Below are 21032 nucleotides of genomic sequence, written 5' to 3'. Positions count from 1 at the left end.
CCATCGGCCCACCGGTGTGCGAACTCGACGGACCGATACCGATCTTGAAGAGATCGAAGACGCTGATCGCCATTGATGCAGCCCAACTCTCGCGAATGCCGGGGTCCTGGCAGGACCCCGGCGGGGTGTGTCAGTTGTCGCCTGACGTGAGCGCGGTGTACTCCTCCGCGCTCAGCAGGTCCTCGGGGTCGCCGGACATGCGGACCCTGAACATCCAGCCCTCGCCGTACGGCTCGCTGTTGACCAGGTCGGGCTTGTCCACCACGGCCTGGTTGACCTCGACGACCTCACCGGCCACCGGGGCGTAGATCTCGCTCACGGACTTGGTCGACTCGACCTCACCGACGGAGTCACCGGCCTCGAACGTCGCCCCGACCTCGGGGAGCTGCACGTAGACCACGTCGCCCAGCGCCTCGGCCGCGTAGGCGGTGATGCCCACCGTCACGGTCAGGCCGTCGTCGAGGCCGCCGACCCACTCGTGCTCCTTGGTGTAGCTCAGGTCGTCAGGGATGGTGCTCACTTGTTCCTCCTGTAGAAAGGCAGCTCAACCAGGTCCACAGCCTCGTGACTGCCCCGGATGTCAACGGTCAGACCTTCTTCTATCCCAGTGTCCACGTACGCCATCGCGATGGGCCTGCCGAGGGACTGCGACGGGGCGCCGCTGGTCACCTCTCCCACGACGGCACCGTCCTTGGTGACAGGGAATCCGTGGCGCGGGACCCTGCGGCCCGTCGCGACCAGGCCGACGAGGCGGCGGCGCGGCGGAACGTCCTTGGCGGGCTCGAGCGCGGCCCTGCCGACGAAGTCGCCGGGCTTGTCGAACTTCACCACGCGGCCGAGCCCCGCGTCGAACGGCGTGAGCGAGACGTCGAGCTCGTTGCCGTACAGCGGCATGCCGGCTTCGAGGCGGAGCGTGTCGCGGCTGGACAGACCCGCGGGCATGATCCCGTACGGCTCGCCCGCCTTGGTCAGCGCGTGCCACAGGGCGACGGCGTCGGCGTTGCGGACGAACAGCTCGAAGCCGTCCTCGCCGGTGTAGCCGGTGCGGGCGATGAGCGCCTCGGCGCCGGCGACGGTGCCGGGCAGGCCCGCGTAGTACTTCAGGCCTTCGAGGTCGGCGTCGGTGAGGGCGGAGAGGATCTCCTGGGCGCGCGGGCCCTGGACGGCGATGAGCGCGTACTGGTCGGAGCGGTCGTCGACGACGGCGTCGAACCGCTCGGCGCGCTCGGTGAGCCGGTCGGCGACCATGAGGTAGTTGGAGGCGTTGGCGACGACCATGAACTCCTGGTCGGCCAGCCGGTAGACGATGAGGTCGTCGAGCACGCCGCCGCTCTCGTTGACGATCATCGTGTAGCGGGCGCGGCCGGGCACGAGCGCGGACAGGTGTCCGACGAGGGCGTAGTCGAGCGCCTCGGCCGCCTGCGACCCGGTAACGAAGATCTCCCCCATGTGGGACAGGTCGAACAGCCCGGCCCGCTCGCGGACGGCGTTGTGCTCGGCTGACTCGCTTCCGTAGCGCAGCGGCATGAGCCAGCCGGCGAAGTCGGTCAGCGTCGCACCGAGACTCTCGTGTACGTCGCGCAGCGGTGTCGGTCGGGACATTGTTCGCACCTCAGAATGGGTCGGATGCCAGGATCCTCCCCCTCTGTCATCGGTGCCTGAGAGCTTCGCCCGGGTTTGCCGGACTTTCACCTTCGGCGAGGCCCCGCAGGCCTGCTTTCCAGAGGTCACCTGGCCCGCGCGGTCCTTTGCCTTGAGAGGTTCGCGGGGAGGGCTTGCTCCTTCAGGGTTCCTGGCCGGATGCCAGGACGCTCTCCCGCGTGGGTTCATCGGTGTCTGTAGGCAAGAGTAGTACGGATTGGCCCGCCAAGGGAAAGGTGCGGGCGGGGGGACTCGAACCCCCACAGTGTCTCCACCAACAGGACCTAAACCTGCCGCGTATGCCTATTTCGCCACGCCCGCGCATCCGCCATCAGCTTAGCGCCCGGGCAGGGGCGGAGACACTCGTTTGCGATCAAGCCCGCGAGCTTGATCGAAGACGTCAGGCCAGCCCCAGCTTCTTCTTCAGGCCCGCCACGTGCCCCGTGGCCTTCACGTTGTAGAGGGCCTGCTCGATCTTCCCGTCGGCGTCGATGACGAACGTCGAGCGGATCACGCCGACGACCTCCTTGCCGTACAGCTTCTTGGCGCCGTACGCGCCGTAGGCCTTGTGGACCTCCAGGTCGACATCCGACAGCAGCGGGAAGGTCAGCACGTCACGCTCGGCGAACTTCACCAGCTTGTCCGTCTTGTCCTTCGACACGCCGAGCACGACGAAGCCCTCGTCGGTCAACTGGCCGAGGTTGTCGCGGAAGTCGCACGCCTGCTTGGTGCATCCGGGCGTCATCGCGGCGGGGTAGAAGTACAGGATGACGCGCTTGCCGCGGTAGGCGTCGAGGGAGACGGCGTCGCCGCCGGCCACGGGTAGCGTGAAGTCCGGAGCGGCGTCTCCCGGCTGGAGCTTGGTTTCGGTCACGGGCTCAACCTAACCAATCGGCGGGACACATTTCGCCCTCGGCCTTCGCCCGCTGTGCCGTACGGCGACGCGACCTGACAGACTGATCACCCTGAGAGAGGAGAGCCATGGCCGACACCGACCCTGATGAGCTGGAGCGCAAGATCGCCCAGACGCGCGCCGAGCTCGCGCAGACCGTCGACGCCATCGCCGACAGGGTCAGCCCCAAGCGGGTGGCCCAGCGGGGCGTGGAGGAGGTCAAGTCAAGGGCCGAGCATTTCGTGGCGTCGGTCGGCGACCTCGTGGGGGTCACACCCAAGCCGGTGCGTTTCGGCGACGAGCCCGAGGACGTGTGGGAGGACGAGCGGCCGATCGGCACCGCGCTGATCGCCGTGGGCGCGGTGCTGGTGGTGGGCGCGGCGATCATCCTGTGGCGCGGCAGGCGCCGCAGGAGGTGAGTCAGAGGAAGGTCTTGCCCTCGCCCCTGTAGGTCGGGACCTCCTCGACGACCTTGTCGCCCTCGATCAGCAGCAGCGTGGCGAAGCGCTCGCACAGCTCACCCGCCTTGGCGTGGCGGAACCACACCCTGTCGCCGACCCGCAGGTCCTCGGCGGGCTGGCCGAGCAGCGGGGTCTGCACCTCGCCCGCGCCCTCGTCGCTGGAGTAGCGCAACCCGGCCGGCAGGTACGGCTGGGGCAGCCGCGAGGGGCCGGGCGCCCCCGAGGCGAGGTAACCGCCGCCGAGCACCGTCACCACACCGAGCGCCGGACGCCGGACGACGGGCAGCGCGAACAGCGCCGCGGGGCGACCGCTGAAGCCGCGGTAGAAGTCGAAGAGCCGGGGGTGGAAGAAGCCCGAGCCTGCCGCGCACTCGGTGACGGCCTTCTCCCTGACCGTGCGATCGACGCTGCCGGTGCCGCCGCCGTTGACGAACTCCAGCTCGGCCAGCTGCCTGACGGCGTTGACGACGCGGCCGCGCCGTACGATCAGCTCGCGGGCCGAGCGGGCCTGCATCAGCCTGATGACGCGGGCGAAGGCCGCGTTGCCCGGCGGGTCGTCGCCCACGCCCGCGATCTGCGCCTCGTAGGCCATGAGGCCGACCAGGCGGAAGGCGGGCCGCTTGGCGATCTCGGCGGCCAGGTCGGCGGCGTGGACGGGCTCACGGACCGGCGAGCGCAGCGCGCCGGCGCGGAACCGCCCGCCGAAGGCGACGTACCCGGCGTCGAGGTCGAGGCAGAGCCGCAGGACGGAACCGGCGTCATGGATCGCCGACTCGATGAAGTCGAGGTGCTCGACGGAGTCGACCATGAGAGTGATCTCCCGCGCCGCCTCCTCGGAGGCCGCCAGCGCGGCCAGCGCCGCCCTGTCGGCGGTGGGGTAGGCGACCAGCACGTCGGTGAAGCCGTGCGAGACCAGCCACAAGGCCTCGGGCAGGGTGAAGGCCATGACGCCGCGGAAGCCGTCCATGGCGAGGATGCGCTCCAGGATCGGGCGCGAGCGGACGGACTTGCTCGCCACCCTGATCGGCTTGCCGCCGGCCCGGCGGACGAGGCTCTCCGCATTGGCGCGCAACGCCTCCAGATCGAGGATCGCGAAGGGCGGCTCGAACTCGGCGGTGGCCCTGTCGTAGCGCTGGCGGTCGTCCATAGAAGCAGGGTAATACCGATTTTCGTCGGCAAAGATCCCGTAAACCGGCGGCGGGGAAGGCTTTATGGCCTGGCGGGTCCCTGTACCTCTGGTCGGTGTGATGACAACACTCCAGGAGCGCCTGCCTGGCGGAGCCGCTCTGGGCGAGCGTGAGACGCCCCGCCGCAGGGCGGCCAGAGTGCTCAGACCTGCGCGTACCCCCGCGGGCGTGGCGGTGGCCTTCACGCTGTCGGCCGGGCTGGCGCTGGTGTCGGCCGAGATCCTGGCCACGCTGATGGGCGGCAGGCTCGGACTCGTGCCGGTCGACGAGGTGGTCGCCATGGCGGCCGCGACCCCATGGTCCGACCCCGCTCTGATGCTGGGAGCGCTGGGGGTGGCCGCCACGGGCCTGGCCCTGCTGGGGCTCGCCCTGGTGCCGGGCAGGTGCAGGCTGGTGGCGCTGGAGACCGCCGACCCGAAGATCGTCATGGCCATCACCAGGACGGGGTTGCGCAGGACGCTCAAGTCCGTGGCCGAGGACGTCGACGGGGTGCGCAGCGTGCGCGTGCGGCTGCGCCGCCGCCTGATCGAGGTCGCCGTCGTCTCCGACGCCGAGCGGTCAGGCGAGATGCTGCGCAGGACCGGCGCCGCCGTCGGCGAGCGGCTGAACGGGCTCGGCGCGATGTGCGCGGGCGAGGTCGTGGTGCGGCTGCGCAGGAGGGGGCTCTGATGCGGCAGTACTCCGGCAACAGGATCGGTCTCGGCGTGGTCGGCGCGGTGCTGCTGGGCGCGGGCGTCTACGCCTACCTGCGCGGCGGCGGCGAGCTCGGCAAGGGCAGGAACACCAAGGTCATGGAGGCCGACCTCGACGGCTTCGTCGCCGCGCACCCCTTGATCTCGTGGGGGCTGGCGCTCGCGCTGGTGCTGGCCGCCATGCTGGCCACCCGGTGGCTGTTCATGGCGCTCGGCTGGGGCAGGCTCGGCAACCGGTCGGGCACGGGTACGGCCCTGCTCTGCGTGGGGTTGAAGGACGTGGACGGGATCAGCCGTACCAGCGTGCGGGTGGTGGGTGAGGACCGGCTGCGGCTGGCGGTGACCTGCCCCATCACCGCCGACGTGGGCGCGGTGGTGACCAAGCTCGACCGCGAGATCGTCGGCAGGGTCCGCCGCGACATCGGCGAGGACGACATGGGCGCGATCGTCCGCGTGCACGTCCGTCGCTGACGTGCCCCCGTGGCCGCCACCTGATTGGGCCTTACTGGAAAGCTTCTTTACTTTTAAGCTCGCGGTGTGGACCTTGAGGTTCGTCACCTGCGGGTGCTGTGCGCCATAGCGGACACGGGAAGCATCTCCAAGGCGGCCGCGACCCTGGGCATGTCGCAACCCGGCATCGCCGCGCAGCTGCGCAGGATCGAGCGGATGGTGGGCGGCCCGCTGTTCGACCGCTCGCACGACGGTGTGAGCCCCACCCCGCGAGGCGAGTGGCTGCTGACGCGCTCGCGCTCGCTGCTGCCCGCCTTCGACGAGCTGCGGCGCGACGCCGCCCGCTACGCCACGCCGCCCGGCGGGCCGCTGCGGATCAGGGTCGGGTGCGCGCCGACCCGGCTGGCCATCTACCTGGCCCGCAGCCTGGATCGGCTGCTTCCAGGCGCGGAGGTCAGCCTGCGCACCGAGGCGACGTTGGACCCGCTGCCCGGGCTGCTGGAGAGCGAGCGGATCGAGTTGGCCACCCTCGACGACTATCCGGGGCACGAACTGGTCGCTCCGCGGGGCACGCGGTACGCGGTGATCGCCACCGAACCGCTGTTCGTCGGGCTCTCCTCCCGCCACCGCCTGGCGGGGGCCGAGGAGGTCGAGCTGCGCGACCTGGCGGGAGAGGACTGGGCGCAGCCCGCGCTGCTGGAGTCGGGGCCGCGCGAGCACATGCTGACGACCTGCGCCGAGCACGGCTTCACGCAGCGGGTCGCCTACGGGGTGAACCTGGAGGTGGCGCTCGACCTGATCGGCGAGGGCAGGTGCGTCGGGCTGTTCCAGGCGACCGCGCCCGCGAGGGACGGCATCACGATCAGGCCGCTGCGCGGCGCCCCGCTGCGCTTCCGGCACCTGCTGGGATGGCACGAGAAGGGTCCGCTGGCGCCGCTGGCCGACGACCTGGTGCAGACGGTGACCAAGACCTACTGGAGCGAGGCGCGGCGCGCGCCGGCGTATCAGGCCTGGCTGAAGCGACACGGGCGGATATAACGCAAAATTATAGGAAAATGTTGGGTTACTAAGGCTTTTACTCTCGCGGTCAACTTGGGGCAACTCCCGCCCTAGACCCCCCGAGGAGCACGAGAGTGAAACCCACCCTCCGGCTGGGTGCCGCCGCCACGCTCGCGTTGGCACTGGTCATGACCACGACCGCGGCGGCGGATCCGCCCACCCCCGCGGAACGCCGCAACGCCGTCTCCGCCGCCCAGAGCGCCCTCCTGGCCAACAGCGAGGCCCTCTTCGCGACCCCCGACGACGACTTCACGCTCGTCTCCTCGGTCGGCGGCGTGCGCGGCCTGCAGTACCTCACCTACGCCCGCACTCACGCGGGCCTGCCCGTCTACGGCGGCGACGTCGTCGTCGCCACCGACGAGTCCGGCCAGGTCGTCCAGCAGGTCACCACCGGCCAGCGGGCCAGGCTCGCCGTCCCCGACGCCGCCACCGTCAGCGCGGGGCAGGCCGCGCTGACCGCCCGCAAGCGCGTGCCCACGGTGTCCGCCGTCGGCACGCCGACCCTGTCGATCCACGCGGCGGGCGAGCGCCCCCGCCTCGCATGGGAGGTGGTCGTCGAAGGGCTGACCGCCAAGGCGCCGAGCAAGCTGCACGTCTACGTCGACGCCGTCACCGGAACGATCGTCGACGAGTGGGACGAGGTGCGCGCGGGCACCGGTAACAGCTACTACAACGGCAACCCCGTGCAGATCGCCACCTCGCCCTCGTACTCCATGGTCGACCCCGGCAGGCGCGGCATCCAGTGCGGGGGGCAGAACGGCCAGGCCTACACCGGCACCGACGACAGCTGGGGCAACGGCACAGGGACCAACCTGGAGACCGCCTGCGTCGACGCGCTGTTCGCGGTCCAGAAGGAATGGGACATGCTGCGCGACTGGCTGGGCCGCCAGGGGATCGACGGCCGCGGCGGCGGCTTCCCCGCGCGTGTCGGGCTGGCCGAGGTGAACGCCTACTGGACGGGCTCCTACACCACCTTCGGCCGCAACTCCGCGGGCACCCAGCAGCTCACCGCGATGGACGTGGTCGGCCACGAGTTCGGCCACGGCATCTTCCACACCACGCCGGGCGGCCCGGGCAGCGGCAACGAGACCGGCGGGCTCAACGAGTCGACCGGCGACATCTTCGGCGCGCTGACCGAGCACTACGTCAACGAGCCCGCCAACCTCGACCCGCCGGACTACCTGGTGGGCGAGGAGGTCAACCTGAGCGGCTCGGGCCCGATCCGCAACATGTACAATCCTTCGGCGCTCGGTCACCCCAACTGCTTCCGCCTGCCCGCCCCCGAGGTGCACGCGGGCGCAGGACCGCAGAACCACTGGTTCTACCTGGTGGCGGACGGCACCAACCCGCAGGGCAAGCCGGCCAGCTCCAGATGCGACAACGGCCAGGCGATCACCGGCATCGGCATCCGCAAGGCCGGCGAGATCTTCATGAGCGCCCTGAACACCAAGACCCAGCCGTGGACCCACGCCAAGGCGCGCGTCGCCACGCTCAACGCGGCCAAGACCCTCTACCCGGGCAGCTGCGTCGAGTTCAACGTCGTCAAGGAGGCCTGGTCAGGCGTCAGCGTGCCGCAGCAGACCGGGGAGCCGACCTGCCAGCAGGGCAGCGACTTCACGGTGGCGCTCGATCCGGCCTCGCGCACGGTCCAGCCAGGCCGGCAGGCGTCCACGACCGTGCGGACGACCGCGATCGGAACCGCACAGTCGATCACCCTCGGCACCGGCACCCTGCCGTCGGGCGTGACGGCGAGCTTCTCCCCCGCCACCATCACCGCAGGCCAGAGCGCCACGCTGACCCTGTCCACCTCCTCGGGCACCCCGGTCGGCACCCACTCCGTCAGCGTCCTGGCCGACGGCACGGAGGTCGACAGGCAGGCGGCGTTCTCGCTGACCGTCGGCACGCCGCCCGACCCCGGCACGCCCGACATCCCGGTCGCCAACATCACCGCGCACCTGAGCCAGCTGCAGAGCATCGGCCCGCGCCCCTCGCCGAGCACGGGATACATCTCCGCGCTCACCTACATCAAGGGCAAGCTCGACGCCGCCGGCTACACCACCCAGGTCCAGAACTTCACCTACGGCGGCGCCACCCACCAGAACCTGATCGCCGACTGGCCCGGCGGCCCCGGCAACCAGGTCGTCATGCTGGGCAGCCACCTCGACAGCGTCAGCGCGGGACCCGGACTCAACGACAACGGCTCGGGTTCCTCCTCGATGCTCGAGCTCGCGCTCACGCTCGCGGGCCGCAACCCCACCCTGACCAAGCACGTGCGCTTCGCCTGGTGGGGCGCCGAGGAGCTGGGCCTGCGCGGCTCGCAGCACTACGTGCAGACCAGCGGCGTGTCCGGGATCGAGGCCTACCTGAACTTCGACATGACCGGCTCGCCCAACCCTGGCTACTTCGTCTACGACGACGACCCGCAGTTGCAGCGGCTGTTCAACGACTACTACGCCTCCATCAACGTGCAGACCGAGATCGAGACGGCGGGCGACGGCCGCAGTGACCACGCCCCGTTCAAGAACGCGGGCGTCAGGGTCGGGGGCGTCTTCACCGGCGCCGAGGCGATCAAGTCGGCCGCCCAGGCGGCCAAGTGGGGCGGCACCTCAGGCCAGGCGTTCGACCGCTGCTACCACTCCGCGTGCGACACCTACCCGGCGAACGTCAACACCACGGCGCTCGACCGCAACGCGGACGCCGCGGCGTACGTGTTGTGGAAGCTCGCCGTCGGCGGCACCGCGGCCGACGACTACTCGGTGACGCTGAACCCGTCGTCGGCGACCGTCCAGCCGGGACAGACCGCCACGGCGACGCTCAGCACGCAGGTCACCTCGGGCGGCCAGCAGAGCGTCACGCTCTCGGCGGCCGGCGCGCCCGGCGGGGTGAGCGTCACCATCAGCCCGCAGACGATCACCTCGGGCCAGACCGCGACGGTGACGCTCGCCACGGCCTCGGGTACGGCGCCGGGGGCGTACCCGATCACCATCGAAGCCGACGGCGCCAGCGCCGACCACTCGGCCCGCTTCACGCTGACGGTCGGCGGCGACGGGGAGACCACGTGGGCCGCGTGGACGCCGTACACGGTGGGTGACGTGGTCGTCTACCAGGGCGTCAGGTACCGCTGCAGGATCAGCCACACCTCGCTGCCGGGATGGGAGCCGCCGAACGTGCCGGCGCTCTGGCTGCCCATCTAGGCCCTTTCTCAGCGGGTACGGCAAGCGGGCGGACGGCCACCGGGGTCACCGGTGGCCGTCCGTCGTTCACGCCTCCTCCAGCGGGACTCCGGCGGGCCGCCGTCACGTCATCCAGAAATCGCCATTACCGGATAAATCGGGCACCATATCCCCCATGCCCCGCAGGCCCCTCCTTTCCCTGGCGTACCTCGTCCCGGCCCTCACACTCGCCGCCACGGTCGTCGTCACCAGGACCGCCGACACCGAACTGGTCCTGCTCAACGACACCCTCGACCACCCCGTCCTGTTCGGTCTCGCCGCTCTCCTCCTCGGCGGCCTGGGCGTGCGCGAGCTGGTCAGGCCGACGCCATGGGCGCGGGCCGCCGTCGTGATCGCGACGATCGCGGGCATGCTCGGCTGGATGGGCTACGGGATCCGCTGGTCGGTCTTCACCTCCTACGAGGTGGCATCCGTGAAGGGGCCGGGCACGCTCACCCTGATCGTGCGGGAGCAGAGCGGCCTGTTCGAGAGCAGCATGGCGCTCAGCGTCCGCGACGGCGCGGGCCTGCTCAGCCGCGAGTGGTCGCTCGGCTGTCCCGACCTCGACCTCACGCGGGACGAACTTCACCTCGTCCGGTGGGCGGGGAGGAACAGGGTCGAGGCGCGCGTCCCCGGCGAGAGGCCCGTCGGCGTCGACCTGGACACCTCCGGCCGCCCCACCGGGGTGTGCGGCTAGCCCCGTTTTCCGCACGTGCCGCTTCGTCCCTGGTACCGCGTCCACGCCCCGTCCTTCTCTTCCACCCAAGCCTCTCTTCCAGAAGGACCCAGGCAGAAAGTGCGGCGGGGGGCGAGGGATGCGGAGACGCGGGATAGCCGTGACGACGTGCGGAAATCGGCGCTAGACCACGTCGAACTCGTTCTGCTCGGGATCCGTCATCGCCACCGCATAGTGATCAACCCCGGGCTGCGACAGCACCCGCACAACGGACGCCCCCGCCTGGACAAGCCGCTCCACCTCGGCGTCCACCCGCGCTTTCCGGGTCTCCAGCGGTACGTCCTCCCGCTTGCCGCCCACCTTCACATCCAGGTGGAACCGGTTCTTGACCACCTTGCCCTCAGGCACCTGCTGGAACCAGATCCTCGGCCCGTACCCCTCGGGATCGACGATGCTGTCGCTGCCGTCCCCCTCGCCCAGCTCGTCCTCCGGCACTCCGAGACTGCGCCAGTAATCCCGCCATGTGTCGAATCCACCCGGCGGCGGCTCCACCGTGTACCGCAGCGCGCCCGCCCAGAACCGGGCCATCCGCTCGGGTGCCGCACAGTCGATGACCAGCTGATAAGAAACCATGGCAGCCATCCTGCCGGACCCATCCGACAATTTGCTCGGCCTGCGCATGCCCCGCGACTGCGGCGCACGCTGTCTCGCCGGCCACGTCATACCGCGACGACGATCACCACAGCCACCCGATGATCTTCAAACGACCTCACGTGCGGAAAACGGGGTAGCCGGTCAGCCCGTCGGCGACGGCACCGGAGTGGGGAGGCCGGTCCTCGGCGGCAGGGACATCGTGGGGACGGGCGGCATGGGCTGCACGGGCGCCTGCCGGGGATACCTGTACCGGTACGGGGGCGCGCAGGCCGTGCCGCCGTCAGGGGTGTACCAGCAGTCGGCGGGCGGCTGCATGCCGTACCGGCCGGGTCCCTCCCAGTGGGACACGCGGTGCCGGTCGCCGTGGTCGGCGACCCTGAACAGGATCGCGACCGCACCGCCGCCGAGAAGGCCGCCGATCAGCAGTCCGATGAGCCCCGCGCCGATGATCTGGGCGTGCCGCTGCCGGACGAACGTCGCGAAGGTTTCGCGCGGAGGTGGCGGCGGTCCGAAGACGGGGCCATTCTGCGGAGGGCCGGACGGCGGTTCCGAGGGCGGGCCCGAAGGTGGTGATGGGGCGCTCTCAGGGTCCGGGCCGCGCGATGCTTCCTCTTCACCGCGCGGCCCTGCGGCGTGATCATGATCCGCCATCACGATCTCCCTTTACTCGCCCAGAGGGCGCTCCCAGAGATGACAATGCCCGACGCCCTATAAATAGCGCGTAAATGTGGCATGCGACCAGGGTCGTACATTGACCTCCGACTCCAGGGGGAAGGACGGCCACGAGGCGATACGTACAGTGAGGGAGTGTTCGGCAAGATTCGAGCGTGGTCGCAACGCCGCCGCATGCTCGTGGACGTCCTGTGGGTCACCCCGCTGATCGCGCTGTGCGCGGCCCTGGCCACGACCTACACCCAGTCGCCGGCCAACGCGCCCGTCGACCTGGTCGGCTACCTGCTCCTCTCGACGGCGCTGCTCGTACCCCTCTTCTGGCGCAACAGCCATCCGCGCTCCGTGTTCGCGCTCGTCTCGCTGACCAGCTTCGGGCAGTGGCTGGCAGGCGTCGACGCCTTCCCCGCCAACTCGGCGGTGCTCGTCGCGATGTACGCCATGGCCAGCCGATGCAGGTTCAGATGGGCGCTGGCGGCCGGCCTGGTCTCGGAGCTCGGCATCTTCCTCGCCCTCTCCCACTGGGACACCGTCAGCCTCGGCATGTTCCTGAGCTGCTCGTTCTTCGTGATCATGATCTGGCTGACCGGCATCTACGCCAACACGCGCCAGCGCTACCTGGAGGGCCTCGAGGAGCGGGCCGAACGCGCCGAACGCGAACGCGACCAGCAGGCCAGGATGGCGGCGGCGGCAGAGCGGGCCAGGATCGCCAGGGAGCTGCACGACGTGGTGGCCCACAACGTCAGCGTGATCATCGTTCAGGCCGACGGGGCGAGCTTCGCCATCGACAGCGACCCCGACCAGGCGCGGCAGGCCGTACACGCGATCTCCAAGACCGGCCGCGAAGCGCTGGCGGAGATGCGCCGCCTGGTGGGGGTGCTGCGCGACGACCCGGCAGGCACCGCCCCCGACGCCGCCGACTACACCCCGCAGCCGGGCCTCGCGCAGCTGGAGGACCTGGTGCGCGGCTCCGGCCTGCCGGTCGACCTGCGCGTCACCGGCACCCCGCACGAGCTGTCGGAGGGCGAGCAACTGGCCGTCTACCGGCTGGTGCAGGAGGCACTGACCAATACCCTCAAGCACGGGGGGCCTGGCGCGAGGGCCACGGTGGAGATGGAGTACGGCATGCGCGAACTCGTGGTGCGCGTCACCGACGACGGCAGGGGCGCGGCCGCGCCCCTGAGCGAGGGTGGGCACGGCCTGCTCGGCATGCGCGAAAGGGTCTCCATGTACGGCGGAGCCGTCCAGGCCGCCCCCAGACCGGGCGGCGGCTTCGAGGTGCTGGCCAGGCTGCCGGTCGCCGCATGATCAGGGTCATGCTGGTCGACGACCAGCAGTTGCTGCGCGCGGGCTTCAAGATGGTGCTGGGCGCCCAGCCCGACATCGAGGTGGTCGCCGAGGCGAGCGACGGCGTCACGGCGCTGGAGCTGCTGAAGCAGGTCGAGGTCGACGTCGTCCTGATGGACGTGCGCATGCCCCGCATGGACGGCGTCGAGGCGACCAGGCTGATCGAGGGCCCGAAGGTGCTCATCCTGACCACGTTCGACCTCGACGAGTACGCCTACGCGGCGATCAAGGCGGGCGCCTCCGGCTTCCTGCTGAAGGACGTGCCGCCTTCCGACCTGGTGAGCGCGATCCGCTCGGTCCACAACGGTGACGCGGTGATGGCGCCGAGCGCCACGCGCAGGCTGCTGGCGAAGTTCGCCGCGCAGCTGACCACCGAACGGCTGCCCGACGGCAGCCTGCTGACCGCCAGGGAACAGGAGGTCATGATGCTGGTGGCGCGCGGGCTGTCCAACACCGAGATCGCCGGGCGGCTCGACCTGGCGGAGGCGACGGTGAAGACGCACCTGGGCAGGGTGCTGGCCAAGCTGGGGCTGCGCGACAGGGCGCAGGTGGTGGTCTACGCCTACGAGGCCGGGCTGGTCGTCCCGTCCGACCGGCTACCACCCCGACCTCAGGACCGGCCGCGGTAGCGGCCGATCCGGGACGGGCCCCTTGTGCGGGGCTTTCGTCGCGGGACCGGATCGGTGGTGCGGCGGCTCCAGGATGTCCCCCGGATCGGCCGAAAGGCTGATCCGGGTCATCTGAGGTGTGACAGTAAGTCCCTCCTCGAGTCCCAGGGAAAGCCGTCTTGTCCCTCATAGCGTCTTCTGCGTGACAGCGACACAGATATCCCTCAGGCCCGCCGTGGTGGCCACCGGACTGACGAAGACCTACGGACAGGGCGACACGCGGGTGCACGCGTTGCGCGGGGTGGACGTCTCGTTCGCCACCGGCGCCTTCACCGCGATCATGGGCCCGTCGGGTTCGGGCAAGTCGACGTTGATGCACTGCCTGGCCGGGCTCGACACGGTCACGAGCGGCCACGTCCACATCGGCGACGTCGAGCTGACCGGGCTCGGCGACAAGCAGCTCACGCTGCTGCGCAGGGACAGGATCGGCTTCATCTTCCAGGCCTTCAACCTGCTGCCGACGCTGACCGCCGAGGAGAACATCAGGCTGCCGCTGGAGATCGCCGGACGCCAGGCCGACACCGTGCTGTTCGACCGGGTCATTCAGACCGTGGGCCTGAAGGACAGGCTCGGCCACCGGCCGACCGAGCTGTCCGGCGGCCAGCAGCAGCGCGTCGCCGTCGCCCGCGCCCTGATCAGCAAGCCACAGGTGATCTTCGCCGACGAGCCCACGGGCAACCTCGACTCGCGCAGCGGTGCCGAGGTGCTGTCGTTCCTGCGCACCAGCGTCCGCGAACTGGGCCAGACCATCGTGATGGTCACCCACGACCCCGTCGCCGCCGCCTACGCCGACCGTGTCGTCTTCCTCCGCGACGGCGAACTGGTCAGCGAAGTGGCCCAGCCCTCGCCGCAGTCGGTGCTCGACACGCTGATGAGGCTGGAAGCCAAGTGATCAAGACGACCCTCGCAAGCCTGCGGGCGCACCGGCTGCGCCTGCTGCTCACCTCCCTGGCGATCGCGCTCGGAGTGGGCTTCATCGCGGGCACGTTCGTGCTCACCGACACCATCGAGGCCGGGTTCGCGCAGAAGGTCACCGCGGACGCCGAGAAGGTGGCCGTCGCCGTCCTGCCGAAGCCGGGCGCGCAGGCGCTCCCCGAGAAGCTCGTCGAGCGCCTGCGCGGTCTCGACGGCGTCACCGACGTCCAGGGACAGGTGCGCGGCAACGCCCCGCTGCTGGGCAGGAACGGCAAGACGATCGGCGACCTGCCGACCACCGCGATCTCCGCGACCACCCGCACGACGATCACGGACGGCGCCGCCCCCGCCGGGGACGACCAGGCGATCGTCGATGAGAACACCGCGCGCAAGCAGGGGTTCGCGGTCGGCGACACCGTCACGGTGCTCGACCGCAAGGGCGGCAGGCACGCGTTCAAACTGGTCGGCGTCTTCGACATCGGCCTGGACCAGGAGCTCGGCTACACCGGTGCGGTCGGCTTCACCACCGCGACCGCGCAGCGGCTGACGGGCGAGAAGGGCTTTCGCGAGATCGACCTGGCGGGCGACGACCCCGCCGCGCTCAAGCAGGCCGTCACCACCGCCCTCGGCCAGGCCTACGACGTCAAGACCGGCCACGAACTGGCGGCGGCCATGGCGAAGAGCAACGGCGTGCAGATCGACTTCATCAAGCTGGGCCTGCTGATCTTCGGCCTGATCGCCATGATGGTGGCCGCGCTGGTCATCTACAACACCTTCAACATCCTCGTCGCCCAGCGGACCAGGGAGATGGCGCTGCTGCGCTGCATCGGCGCCACGCGCGGCCAGGTGTTCGGCTCGGTGCTGCTGGAGTCGGTGGTCGTCGGCCTGCTCTCCTCCGTGCTCGGCCTCGCGGCCGGGTACGGGCTCGGCGCGGGCGCGATGGCCGTGCTGCGCGCGCTGGACGCGCCGCTGCCCACCGGGCTCGGCCCGTCGCTCACGCCTCTGACGATCACCGTCGGGCTCGTGGTCGGCCTCGTCGTGACCGTCGGCGCCGCCCTTCTGCCCGCGCGCTCGGCCACCGCCGTCGCACCGATCGCGGCGCTGCGCAGCCAGGTCGAGGAGCAGACCTACCGCGCGGGCCTGATCCGCGTGGTCATCTCAGGGCTCCTGCTGCTCGCGGGGGCGGGGGCGACCGGCGCGGCGGTGTTCATGGCCCCCGGCGAGCAGGTCTCGCTCTTCGTCGCCATGGGCGGGTGCACGCTGATCTTCCTGGCGGTCCTCATCCTGGGCCCGGTGCTGGTCAAGCCGCTCAGCAGGCTGGTCGGCCAGGTGCCGCGCGTGCTGTTCGGAGTGCCAGGACGGCTGGCCGTCGACAACTCGGGCCGCAACCCCAAGCGGGCGGCCACCACGACGATCGCGCTGACCATCGGCGTGACGCTGATGACGGTCATCTCGGTGATGACCGCCTCGACGAGGGTGACGATGGCGGCCAAGCTCGACTCGCAGTTCCCCGCCGACTACATGGTCGCCACCCAGGACCGCGAGGCGGCGATCCCCCGCTCGGTCGGCGACACCCTGCGGGCCAAGCCCGAGTTCGACTCCGTCCTGCAGATCCGCGACACGAGCGCGAAGGTCGGCAAGGTCGACAGTCAGGTCGGCACGTTCACCGGGCCCGCCAAGCTCGAACCGCTCGGCCCGGGCGAGGTCGCGCTCACCGAGAGCCAGGCCAAGGAGCGGGGGCTGAAGGCGGGCTCCACACTGCGGCTCACCACCAAGCGGGAGGGAACGGTCACCCTCAAGGTCGGCCAGCTGCTCGACGACGAGACGCTGCTGCCGTCCGTCACCCTCTCGCCCGGCTCCTACGACCAGTACTTCGGCAGGACGCCCGATTCGAGGATCTACCTCAAGATCAAGGACGGTGTCGATCCTGACAAGACCCGCGACCTGGTCGAGGCCGCCACCGCGGCCTTCCCCACCGTGCAGGTGATCAGCTCGACCGACGTGCGGGGCGAGTACGACGACGCCCTCGACATGACACTGATGATCGTCACGGGGCTGCTCGGCCTGGCGATCCTCATCTCGCTGCTCGGCATCGCCAACACGCTGTCGCTGTCGGTCCACGAGCGCACCCGCGAGTCGGCCCTGCTGCGGGCGCTCGGCCTGACCAGGCCGCAACTGCGCCGGATGCTGTCGGTGGAGGCACTCGTGCTCGGCCTGATCGGCGCGCTGGTCGGGGTGACGCTCGGCATCGCCTTCGGCTGGGCGGCCGTCAGGACCATGATGGACGACTCGACGCTGTCGGTGCCCTTCGGACAGATCGCACTGTTCGTGGCGCTGTCGGGGCTGGCGGGCGTGCTGGCGGCCGTACTCCCGGCACGCAAGGCGGCTCGCGCGTCGATCGTCACCTCACTGGCGAGCGGCTGAGTCCCCCTGCCGCGGTCCCGCCGCTTCACAGCCGCCCAGCCGGGTTCACGGCGGCCGAGCCGGGTTCACGGCAACCCGGCCGGTTCACGGCAGCCCAGCCGTCAGCGGAGGGTGGCGGCCCGGCGTCAGCGGGGGTGGCGGCCTGGCTGTCAGCGGGGGTGGCGGCCAGGCCACTGCTCGGCCACCGTGGCCGGGTCGAGCAGCGGCCGGATCACCAACTCGCCCGTCTGCCTGTCGATCACGATGCACCCGCCGCCGACCGTCTCAGGCAGCGTGGAGGGATCGTCGGGCTCGGATGGTTTCGCCCACACCACGTAGCCCTCGCCGAACGCGTAGAGACCCAGCTCCACGGGGTCGTGCCGGCCGCCGTTGAAGTACTCCTCCGCCACCGCGCGCGCCTGGTCCAGGTTCACCCCTGCTCACCCCGCCTGTCGACGATCGCGCAGAACACGCCGGTCACGCTCTCATAGGGCGGTTCGACGGCCATGTGCCCTCGCTGGGCGTCGATCCAGATCACCTCGCCGTCGGCGTTGACGGCGTTCCAGGCGTGGGAGCCCCCGGCGGGCCAGCGCACCACGATGACCGCGGACGCGCCGTGCCCCGCCTCCGCCAGCCGCCTGGCGATCACCGCGTAGGCCTGCCTGCCCTGCCCCACGCACTCCATCCGCTGACCCAGCCAGCGCTCGATCCGCGCGGTGCCGCCCGTCTCTCCCCTGAGCAGCGGGCGGCCCACCGGGTCGTACTCGGGCTGCCGCGGCGCCGCCACCACTGGCTCGCCGTGCCATGTGGACACCACCGCGAGCGCGCAGTCGGCCGCGTTGCTCGCTCTGAACGGATCCTCCGCGGCGCCCATGCCGTTGACCAGCCTGACCCAGGTACCGCGCGGGTCGGCGAACCTGATGCCGGGCGGCAGGGCCTGCAGCAGGTCGAACTCGGCCTGCGGGTCGGTGCGGGCCAGCCCACCCGGCACACCGTACGGCCTGCAGTCGGCCAGGCGCGGCGGACGGTTCGGCAGGTCGAACCAGTCAGGATCGTGCACGCCGGTCGCCGACGCGGCGGGATCCCGCACGCCAGGCTCGAATCCAGCGATCTCTGTAGCGGCGGGATCCCGGACAGCGGGATCCCGCCCGGCGAACTCGACCCCAGCGAACTCGACCCCGGCGAGAGCCTCCACAGCGGCCTCCGGCGTCGCGGGGCCCGGTGCGACGGAATCATGCACTGCGGACTGGAGCGCGGAATCCGGCGCGGCACCACCCTGCACACCGGACCGGGACGCCGCAAGACCCGACGCGGCGGAATCCTGCACGGCGACCTCGGACCCGGCGAGTTCCACCACGGCGGGCTCGGACCCGGCGGGCTCGGGCGTCGCATGACCCGGCACGGCGGAACCCTGCACACCGGACTCAGGCATCACCTGACCCGGCACGGTAGAACCCTGCACACCGGACTCAGGCATCACCTGACCCGGCACGGTAGAACCCTGCACACCGGACTCAGGCATCACCTGACCCGGCACGGTAGAACCCTGCACACCGGACTCAGGCGTCAGGGGATCCGGCGTGGCAGGCTCGAGCGCGGTGGGATCCTGCACGACGGGCTCGGGCGCCGACTCGGCGGCCTGCTCGTAGTCGCGCCACCGCACGCCTTCGGCGATCAGCGGGTTGTAGCGGCCCTCGGGAAGGCTCTCGCGAAACATCTCGCCGCCTCCTTCGTCATCGACGACCGATCGTAGGCGGCCTATCGCCCACAGTCACGAGGTTCGAAGATTTACCTGGGCCCCCCGATGCCGCTCCCGGCCCGCCGCCGACCGAGCGGGTGAACCTCTCAAGGCCGCGGCCTCTTCCCCACACCCGCAAGACCAGGCAGAACGTGGCGGAAGGCGGCGTCGATGCAGCCGCCGAGCCCCACCCTCCAGGACGAGCCGCCGCCCACCCACCGTCAGCCGACGCCCCACGCGGAGCCGTCACCCATCCACCGTCAGTAGACGCGCCATGACGAGCCGCCACCCGCCCACCGTCAGCCGACACCCCAAGACGAGCCGCCACCCGCCCACCGTCAGCCGACACCCCAAGACGAGCCGCCACCCGCCCACCGTCAGCCGACACCCCAAGACGAGCCGCCACGCCCATCCACAATCCCAAGACGAGCCGCCGCCGTCCCGTTCAGTCGACGCGCACCGAGATGGTGTGCCAGCCGGTCGCCCCGTCGGGCGCGACGGACGTCTGCCGCTCGGTCTGGGTACGGCCGGCCGCGTCGGTCGCCCGTACCTCGATCGTGTGCCTGCCCGGCGTCGCGTCCCAGTCGAACGCCCACTGTCGCCAGGTGTCCGGGCCCGGCACCACCGCCAGTCTGGCCTGCTGCCACGCGCCCCCGTCGATCCGCACCTCCACCGCCTCCACCCCGGTGTGCTGCGCCCACGCCACTCCCGCGATCGTCGTACGGCCCCGCTTCAGTCGCGCCCCCGCCTTGGGCACGTCGATCCGCGACTGGGTCTTGATCGGCCCCTTGGCCGCCCACCCGCGCGGCGTCCAGTAGGCCTCGTCCGTGTCGAACCGCGTCACCTTGATGTCCACGACCCACTTGGTGGCCGACACGTAGCCATAAAGCCCGGGAACCACCTGCCGGGCCGGGAAACCGTGGTCGACGGGCAGCGCCTCGCCGTTCATCGCGATGGCGAACAGCGCGTCCCTGCCGTCCATCACGACGTCCACGGGCGTGCCGCAGGTGAACCCGTCGGCCGACGTGGACAACAGCATGTCCGCGTTCCTCTGGATACCGGCCTCGCGGAGGACGTCGGCCATCCGCGCCCCCAACCACCGCGCGTTCCCGACGTACGGCCCGCCGACCTCGTTCGACACGCAGGTGAGCGTGATGTCCGCCTCGGTGAGGGGCCGCTTGAGCAGGTCGTCGAAGGTGAGCTCGATCGGCCGGTCGACCATGCCGTGGATACGCAACGTCCAGTCGTTCGGGTTCACCTGCGGGACGATGATGGCGGTGTCGACCCGGTAGAAGTCCTTGTTCGGGGTGACGAACGGCGACAGCCCGCCGATGCGGAGATCGGCCCCGGCAGGCAGTGGTTTGGCCGGAGTGGCGGGTTTCGGCAGCGCCACCCCGACCCTGGCGGTGTCCCCCACCCTGCGTCCCGACAGCACCTGCCCGGCAACGGCGGCCGCCCCGGCGACGGCGATCCCGCCCGCCAAACCGATCATGAGCCGCCGCCTGTCGAAGGCGTAGAGCTCGGCCCCCGCCCGCATCACGGCAGGCCGCTCACTCTCCAGGGGCCCTCCAGCCCCCAGCTCCGCGACCCGCTCCCGAACCTCCGGACGCTCTCCATCACCCCGAGAGTCCCGCGCATCGCCCAAGGCCTCCCCGGGAGAACCCACCACGCCGACCCCGGAATCCCCGGCATCGCCCAAGGCCCCCCTGGAAGAACCCATCGGGCCACCCCGAGGATCCCCGGCATCGCCCAAGGCCTCCCCGGAAGAACCCATCGGGCCACCCCGAGGATCCCCGGCACCGCTTCTCGAAGGACCGACCCCGGCGGCACTGTCCCCGATACCTGATCGCGCACCGGGGCCGCCTTCCCCGTCACTCAGGCGGAAGCGGGACGTGGCAGGGAGGGACTCCACCGCGCGTCTGAACAGGAGGGTGAGCGTCCACGACCCCGCCAGCGCTCCGACCACCGTCGACAACCCGTCGGCCACTCCCGAGTCCGGCCTGGTGAGCGCCGCCAGCAACCCCACCACCCCGAACACCGCGAACCCGGCCTGCCCGAAACCGACGCTCCGTCTCGACAGCACCCCCAGCAGGGCCGCGACCAGCGTGAGCACGACCACCACACCGGTCACGAGGACCGCCTTGTCGTTCTCCCCGAACGTCGCGATCGCCCATTCCTTGGCGGACGCGGGGGCCAGGTCCACCGCCGCGTCGCCCACCGCGACGACCGGGAACGAGGTCGGCCCCACCACCGCCGCGACCACATACGCGACGCCGAGCGCCACCGCTCCCGCGACCAGTCCGATGACGGCCCCCGCCCAAGCGGGTACGACCCTGTAGCTCTCCACGGGAAAACGCTACGCCTGCCG

General features: G+C 70.8%; 20 protein-coding genes, 1 tRNA gene and 2 riboswitches. Of the genes, 10 read left to right on the top strand and 11 right to left on the bottom strand.

What is annotated here, in order from left to right; genetic code table 11:
• From ACFSKW_RS34245 to bcp, 5 genes are all read right to left on the bottom strand, one after another.
• A partial coding sequence (locus ACFSKW_RS34245) for a serine dehydratase beta chain (protein WP_379576925.1) occupies positions 1-73 on the bottom strand: 73 nt, incomplete at its 3' end.
• Between the two features lie 57 nt (positions 74-130).
• Positions 131-520: a glycine cleavage system protein GcvH gene (gene gcvH, locus ACFSKW_RS34240; protein WP_379576904.1), complete on the bottom strand. Its 390-nt coding sequence runs from the start codon at positions 518-520 to the stop codon at positions 131-133.
• Entirely contained in the window at positions 517-1602 is a 1086-nt protein-coding gene (gcvT, locus tag ACFSKW_RS34235) for a glycine cleavage system aminomethyltransferase GcvT (protein ID WP_379576903.1), read from the bottom strand. Before gcvT ends, gcvH begins: the two co-directional genes overlap by 4 nt.
• A gap of 33 nt (positions 1603-1635) precedes the next feature.
• Positions 1636-1731, bottom strand: a riboswitch (glycine riboswitch).
• Positions 1732-1829, bottom strand: a riboswitch (glycine riboswitch).
• Positions 1830-1878: 49 nt separating this feature from the next.
• Positions 1879-1962, bottom strand: a tRNA-Leu gene (locus ACFSKW_RS34230).
• A gap of 79 nt (positions 1963-2041) precedes the next feature.
• Positions 2042-2515, bottom strand: coding sequence for a thioredoxin-dependent thiol peroxidase (gene bcp / locus ACFSKW_RS34225; protein WP_379576901.1), 474 nt, complete (start codon positions 2513-2515; stop codon positions 2042-2044).
• Positions 2516-2622: 107 nt separating this feature from the next.
• Between bcp and ACFSKW_RS34220 the strand changes: the two genes are divergently transcribed.
• The gene (locus tag ACFSKW_RS34220; protein ID WP_379576900.1) at positions 2623-2952 is read left to right on the top strand and encodes a DUF3618 domain-containing protein; all 330 of its coding nucleotides are present in this window, start codon (positions 2623-2625) and stop codon (positions 2950-2952) included.
• A 1-nt stretch (position 2953) separates the two neighbouring features.
• Here the strand turns inward: ACFSKW_RS34220 and ACFSKW_RS34215 are convergent, their stop codons facing one another.
• Entirely contained in the window at positions 2954-4141 is a 1188-nt protein-coding gene (locus ACFSKW_RS34215) for an amino acid deaminase/aldolase (RefSeq protein ID WP_379576898.1), read from the bottom strand.
• Positions 4142-4241: 100 nt separating this feature from the next.
• On the opposite strand from ACFSKW_RS34215, the gene ACFSKW_RS34210 reads away from it, so the two are divergent.
• The 5 genes from ACFSKW_RS34210 to ACFSKW_RS34190 all read left to right on the top strand — a co-directional run bounded on the left by ACFSKW_RS34210 (position 4242) and on the right by ACFSKW_RS34190 (position 10291).
• Positions 4242-4850: a DUF6286 domain-containing protein gene (locus tag ACFSKW_RS34210; protein ID WP_379576897.1), complete on the top strand. Its 609-nt coding sequence runs from the start codon at positions 4242-4244 to the stop codon at positions 4848-4850.
• On the top strand, positions 4850-5344 hold the full coding sequence (locus ACFSKW_RS34205) for a hypothetical protein (protein ID WP_379576896.1): 495 nt from the start codon (positions 4850-4852) through the stop codon (positions 5342-5344). The genes ACFSKW_RS34210 and ACFSKW_RS34205 overlap by 1 nt, the downstream gene beginning before the upstream one ends.
• A gap of 66 nt (positions 5345-5410) precedes the next feature.
• Entirely contained in the window at positions 5411-6361 is a 951-nt protein-coding gene (locus ACFSKW_RS34200; protein ID WP_379576894.1) for a LysR family transcriptional regulator, read from the top strand.
• 95 nt (positions 6362-6456) lie between these two features.
• Positions 6457-9576, top strand: coding sequence for a M28 family peptidase (locus tag ACFSKW_RS34195; protein WP_379576892.1), 3120 nt, complete (start codon positions 6457-6459; stop codon positions 9574-9576).
• Between the two features lie 154 nt (positions 9577-9730).
• On the top strand, positions 9731-10291 hold the full coding sequence (locus ACFSKW_RS34190; protein ID WP_379576890.1) for a hypothetical protein: 561 nt from the start codon (positions 9731-9733) through the stop codon (positions 10289-10291).
• A 162-nt stretch (positions 10292-10453) separates the two neighbouring features.
• Here ACFSKW_RS34190 and ACFSKW_RS34185 read toward each other — a convergent pair whose 3' ends face one another.
• Together ACFSKW_RS34185 and ACFSKW_RS34180 are read right to left on the bottom strand one after the other, a co-directional pair.
• Positions 10454-10903 carry a VOC family protein gene (locus ACFSKW_RS34185; RefSeq protein WP_379576889.1) on the bottom strand — a complete coding sequence of 150 codons (450 nt, stop codon included), beginning with the start codon at positions 10901-10903 and terminating at the stop codon, positions 10454-10456.
• Between the two features lie 162 nt (positions 10904-11065).
• A complete protein-coding gene (locus ACFSKW_RS34180) occupies positions 11066-11575 on the bottom strand; it encodes a hypothetical protein (protein WP_379576887.1) in 510 nt (169 codons plus the stop codon).
• Positions 11576-11731: 156 nt separating this feature from the next.
• On the opposite strand from ACFSKW_RS34180, the gene ACFSKW_RS34175 reads away from it, so the two are divergent.
• The 4 genes from ACFSKW_RS34175 to ACFSKW_RS34160 all read left to right on the top strand — a co-directional run bounded on the left by ACFSKW_RS34175 (position 11732) and on the right by ACFSKW_RS34160 (position 16947).
• The gene (locus ACFSKW_RS34175; protein WP_379576885.1) at positions 11732-12901 is read left to right on the top strand and encodes a sensor histidine kinase; all 1170 of its coding nucleotides are present in this window, start codon (positions 11732-11734) and stop codon (positions 12899-12901) included.
• Entirely contained in the window at positions 12898-13569 is a 672-nt protein-coding gene (locus ACFSKW_RS34170) for a response regulator (RefSeq protein WP_379576883.1), read from the top strand. The genes ACFSKW_RS34175 and ACFSKW_RS34170 overlap by 4 nt, the downstream gene beginning before the upstream one ends.
• Before the next feature lie 181 nt (positions 13570-13750).
• Positions 13751-14500 carry an ABC transporter ATP-binding protein gene (locus tag ACFSKW_RS34165; protein ID WP_379576881.1) on the top strand — a complete coding sequence of 250 codons (750 nt, stop codon included), beginning with the start codon at positions 13751-13753 and terminating at the stop codon, positions 14498-14500.
• Complete coding sequence (locus tag ACFSKW_RS34160; RefSeq protein WP_379576879.1) at positions 14497-16947, top strand: ABC transporter permease; 2451 nt, start codon at positions 14497-14499, stop codon at positions 16945-16947. The genes ACFSKW_RS34165 and ACFSKW_RS34160 overlap by 4 nt, the downstream gene beginning before the upstream one ends.
• A 149-nt stretch (positions 16948-17096) precedes the next feature.
• On the opposite strand, the gene ACFSKW_RS34155 is transcribed toward ACFSKW_RS34160, so the two are convergent.
• The 3 genes from ACFSKW_RS34155 to ACFSKW_RS34145 all read right to left on the bottom strand — a co-directional run bounded on the left by ACFSKW_RS34155 (position 17097) and on the right by ACFSKW_RS34145 (position 21011).
• Positions 17097-17360, bottom strand: a complete 264-nt coding sequence (locus ACFSKW_RS34155) for a hypothetical protein (protein ID WP_379576877.1) — start codon at positions 17358-17360, stop codon at positions 17097-17099.
• On the bottom strand, positions 17357-18643 hold the full coding sequence (locus ACFSKW_RS34150; protein ID WP_379576875.1) for a toxin glutamine deamidase domain-containing protein: 1287 nt from the start codon (positions 18641-18643) through the stop codon (positions 17357-17359). The genes ACFSKW_RS34155 and ACFSKW_RS34150 overlap by 4 nt, the downstream gene beginning before the upstream one ends.
• Before the next feature lie 466 nt (positions 18644-19109).
• Positions 19110-21011: a molybdopterin-dependent oxidoreductase gene (locus ACFSKW_RS34145; protein WP_379576873.1), complete on the bottom strand. Its 1902-nt coding sequence runs from the start codon at positions 21009-21011 to the stop codon at positions 19110-19112.
• Between the last annotated feature and the right edge of the window lie 21 nt (positions 21012-21032).

Origin of the sequence: Nonomuraea mangrovi (assembly GCF_042681425.1) — a bacterium.
In the GTDB taxonomy this organism is placed as follows: Bacteria; Actinomycetota; Actinomycetes; order Streptosporangiales; family Streptosporangiaceae; genus Nonomuraea; species Nonomuraea mangrovi.
Note: the sequence above shows the minus strand (reverse complement) of the source record. Positions and strands in the feature narration are given on the sequence as shown.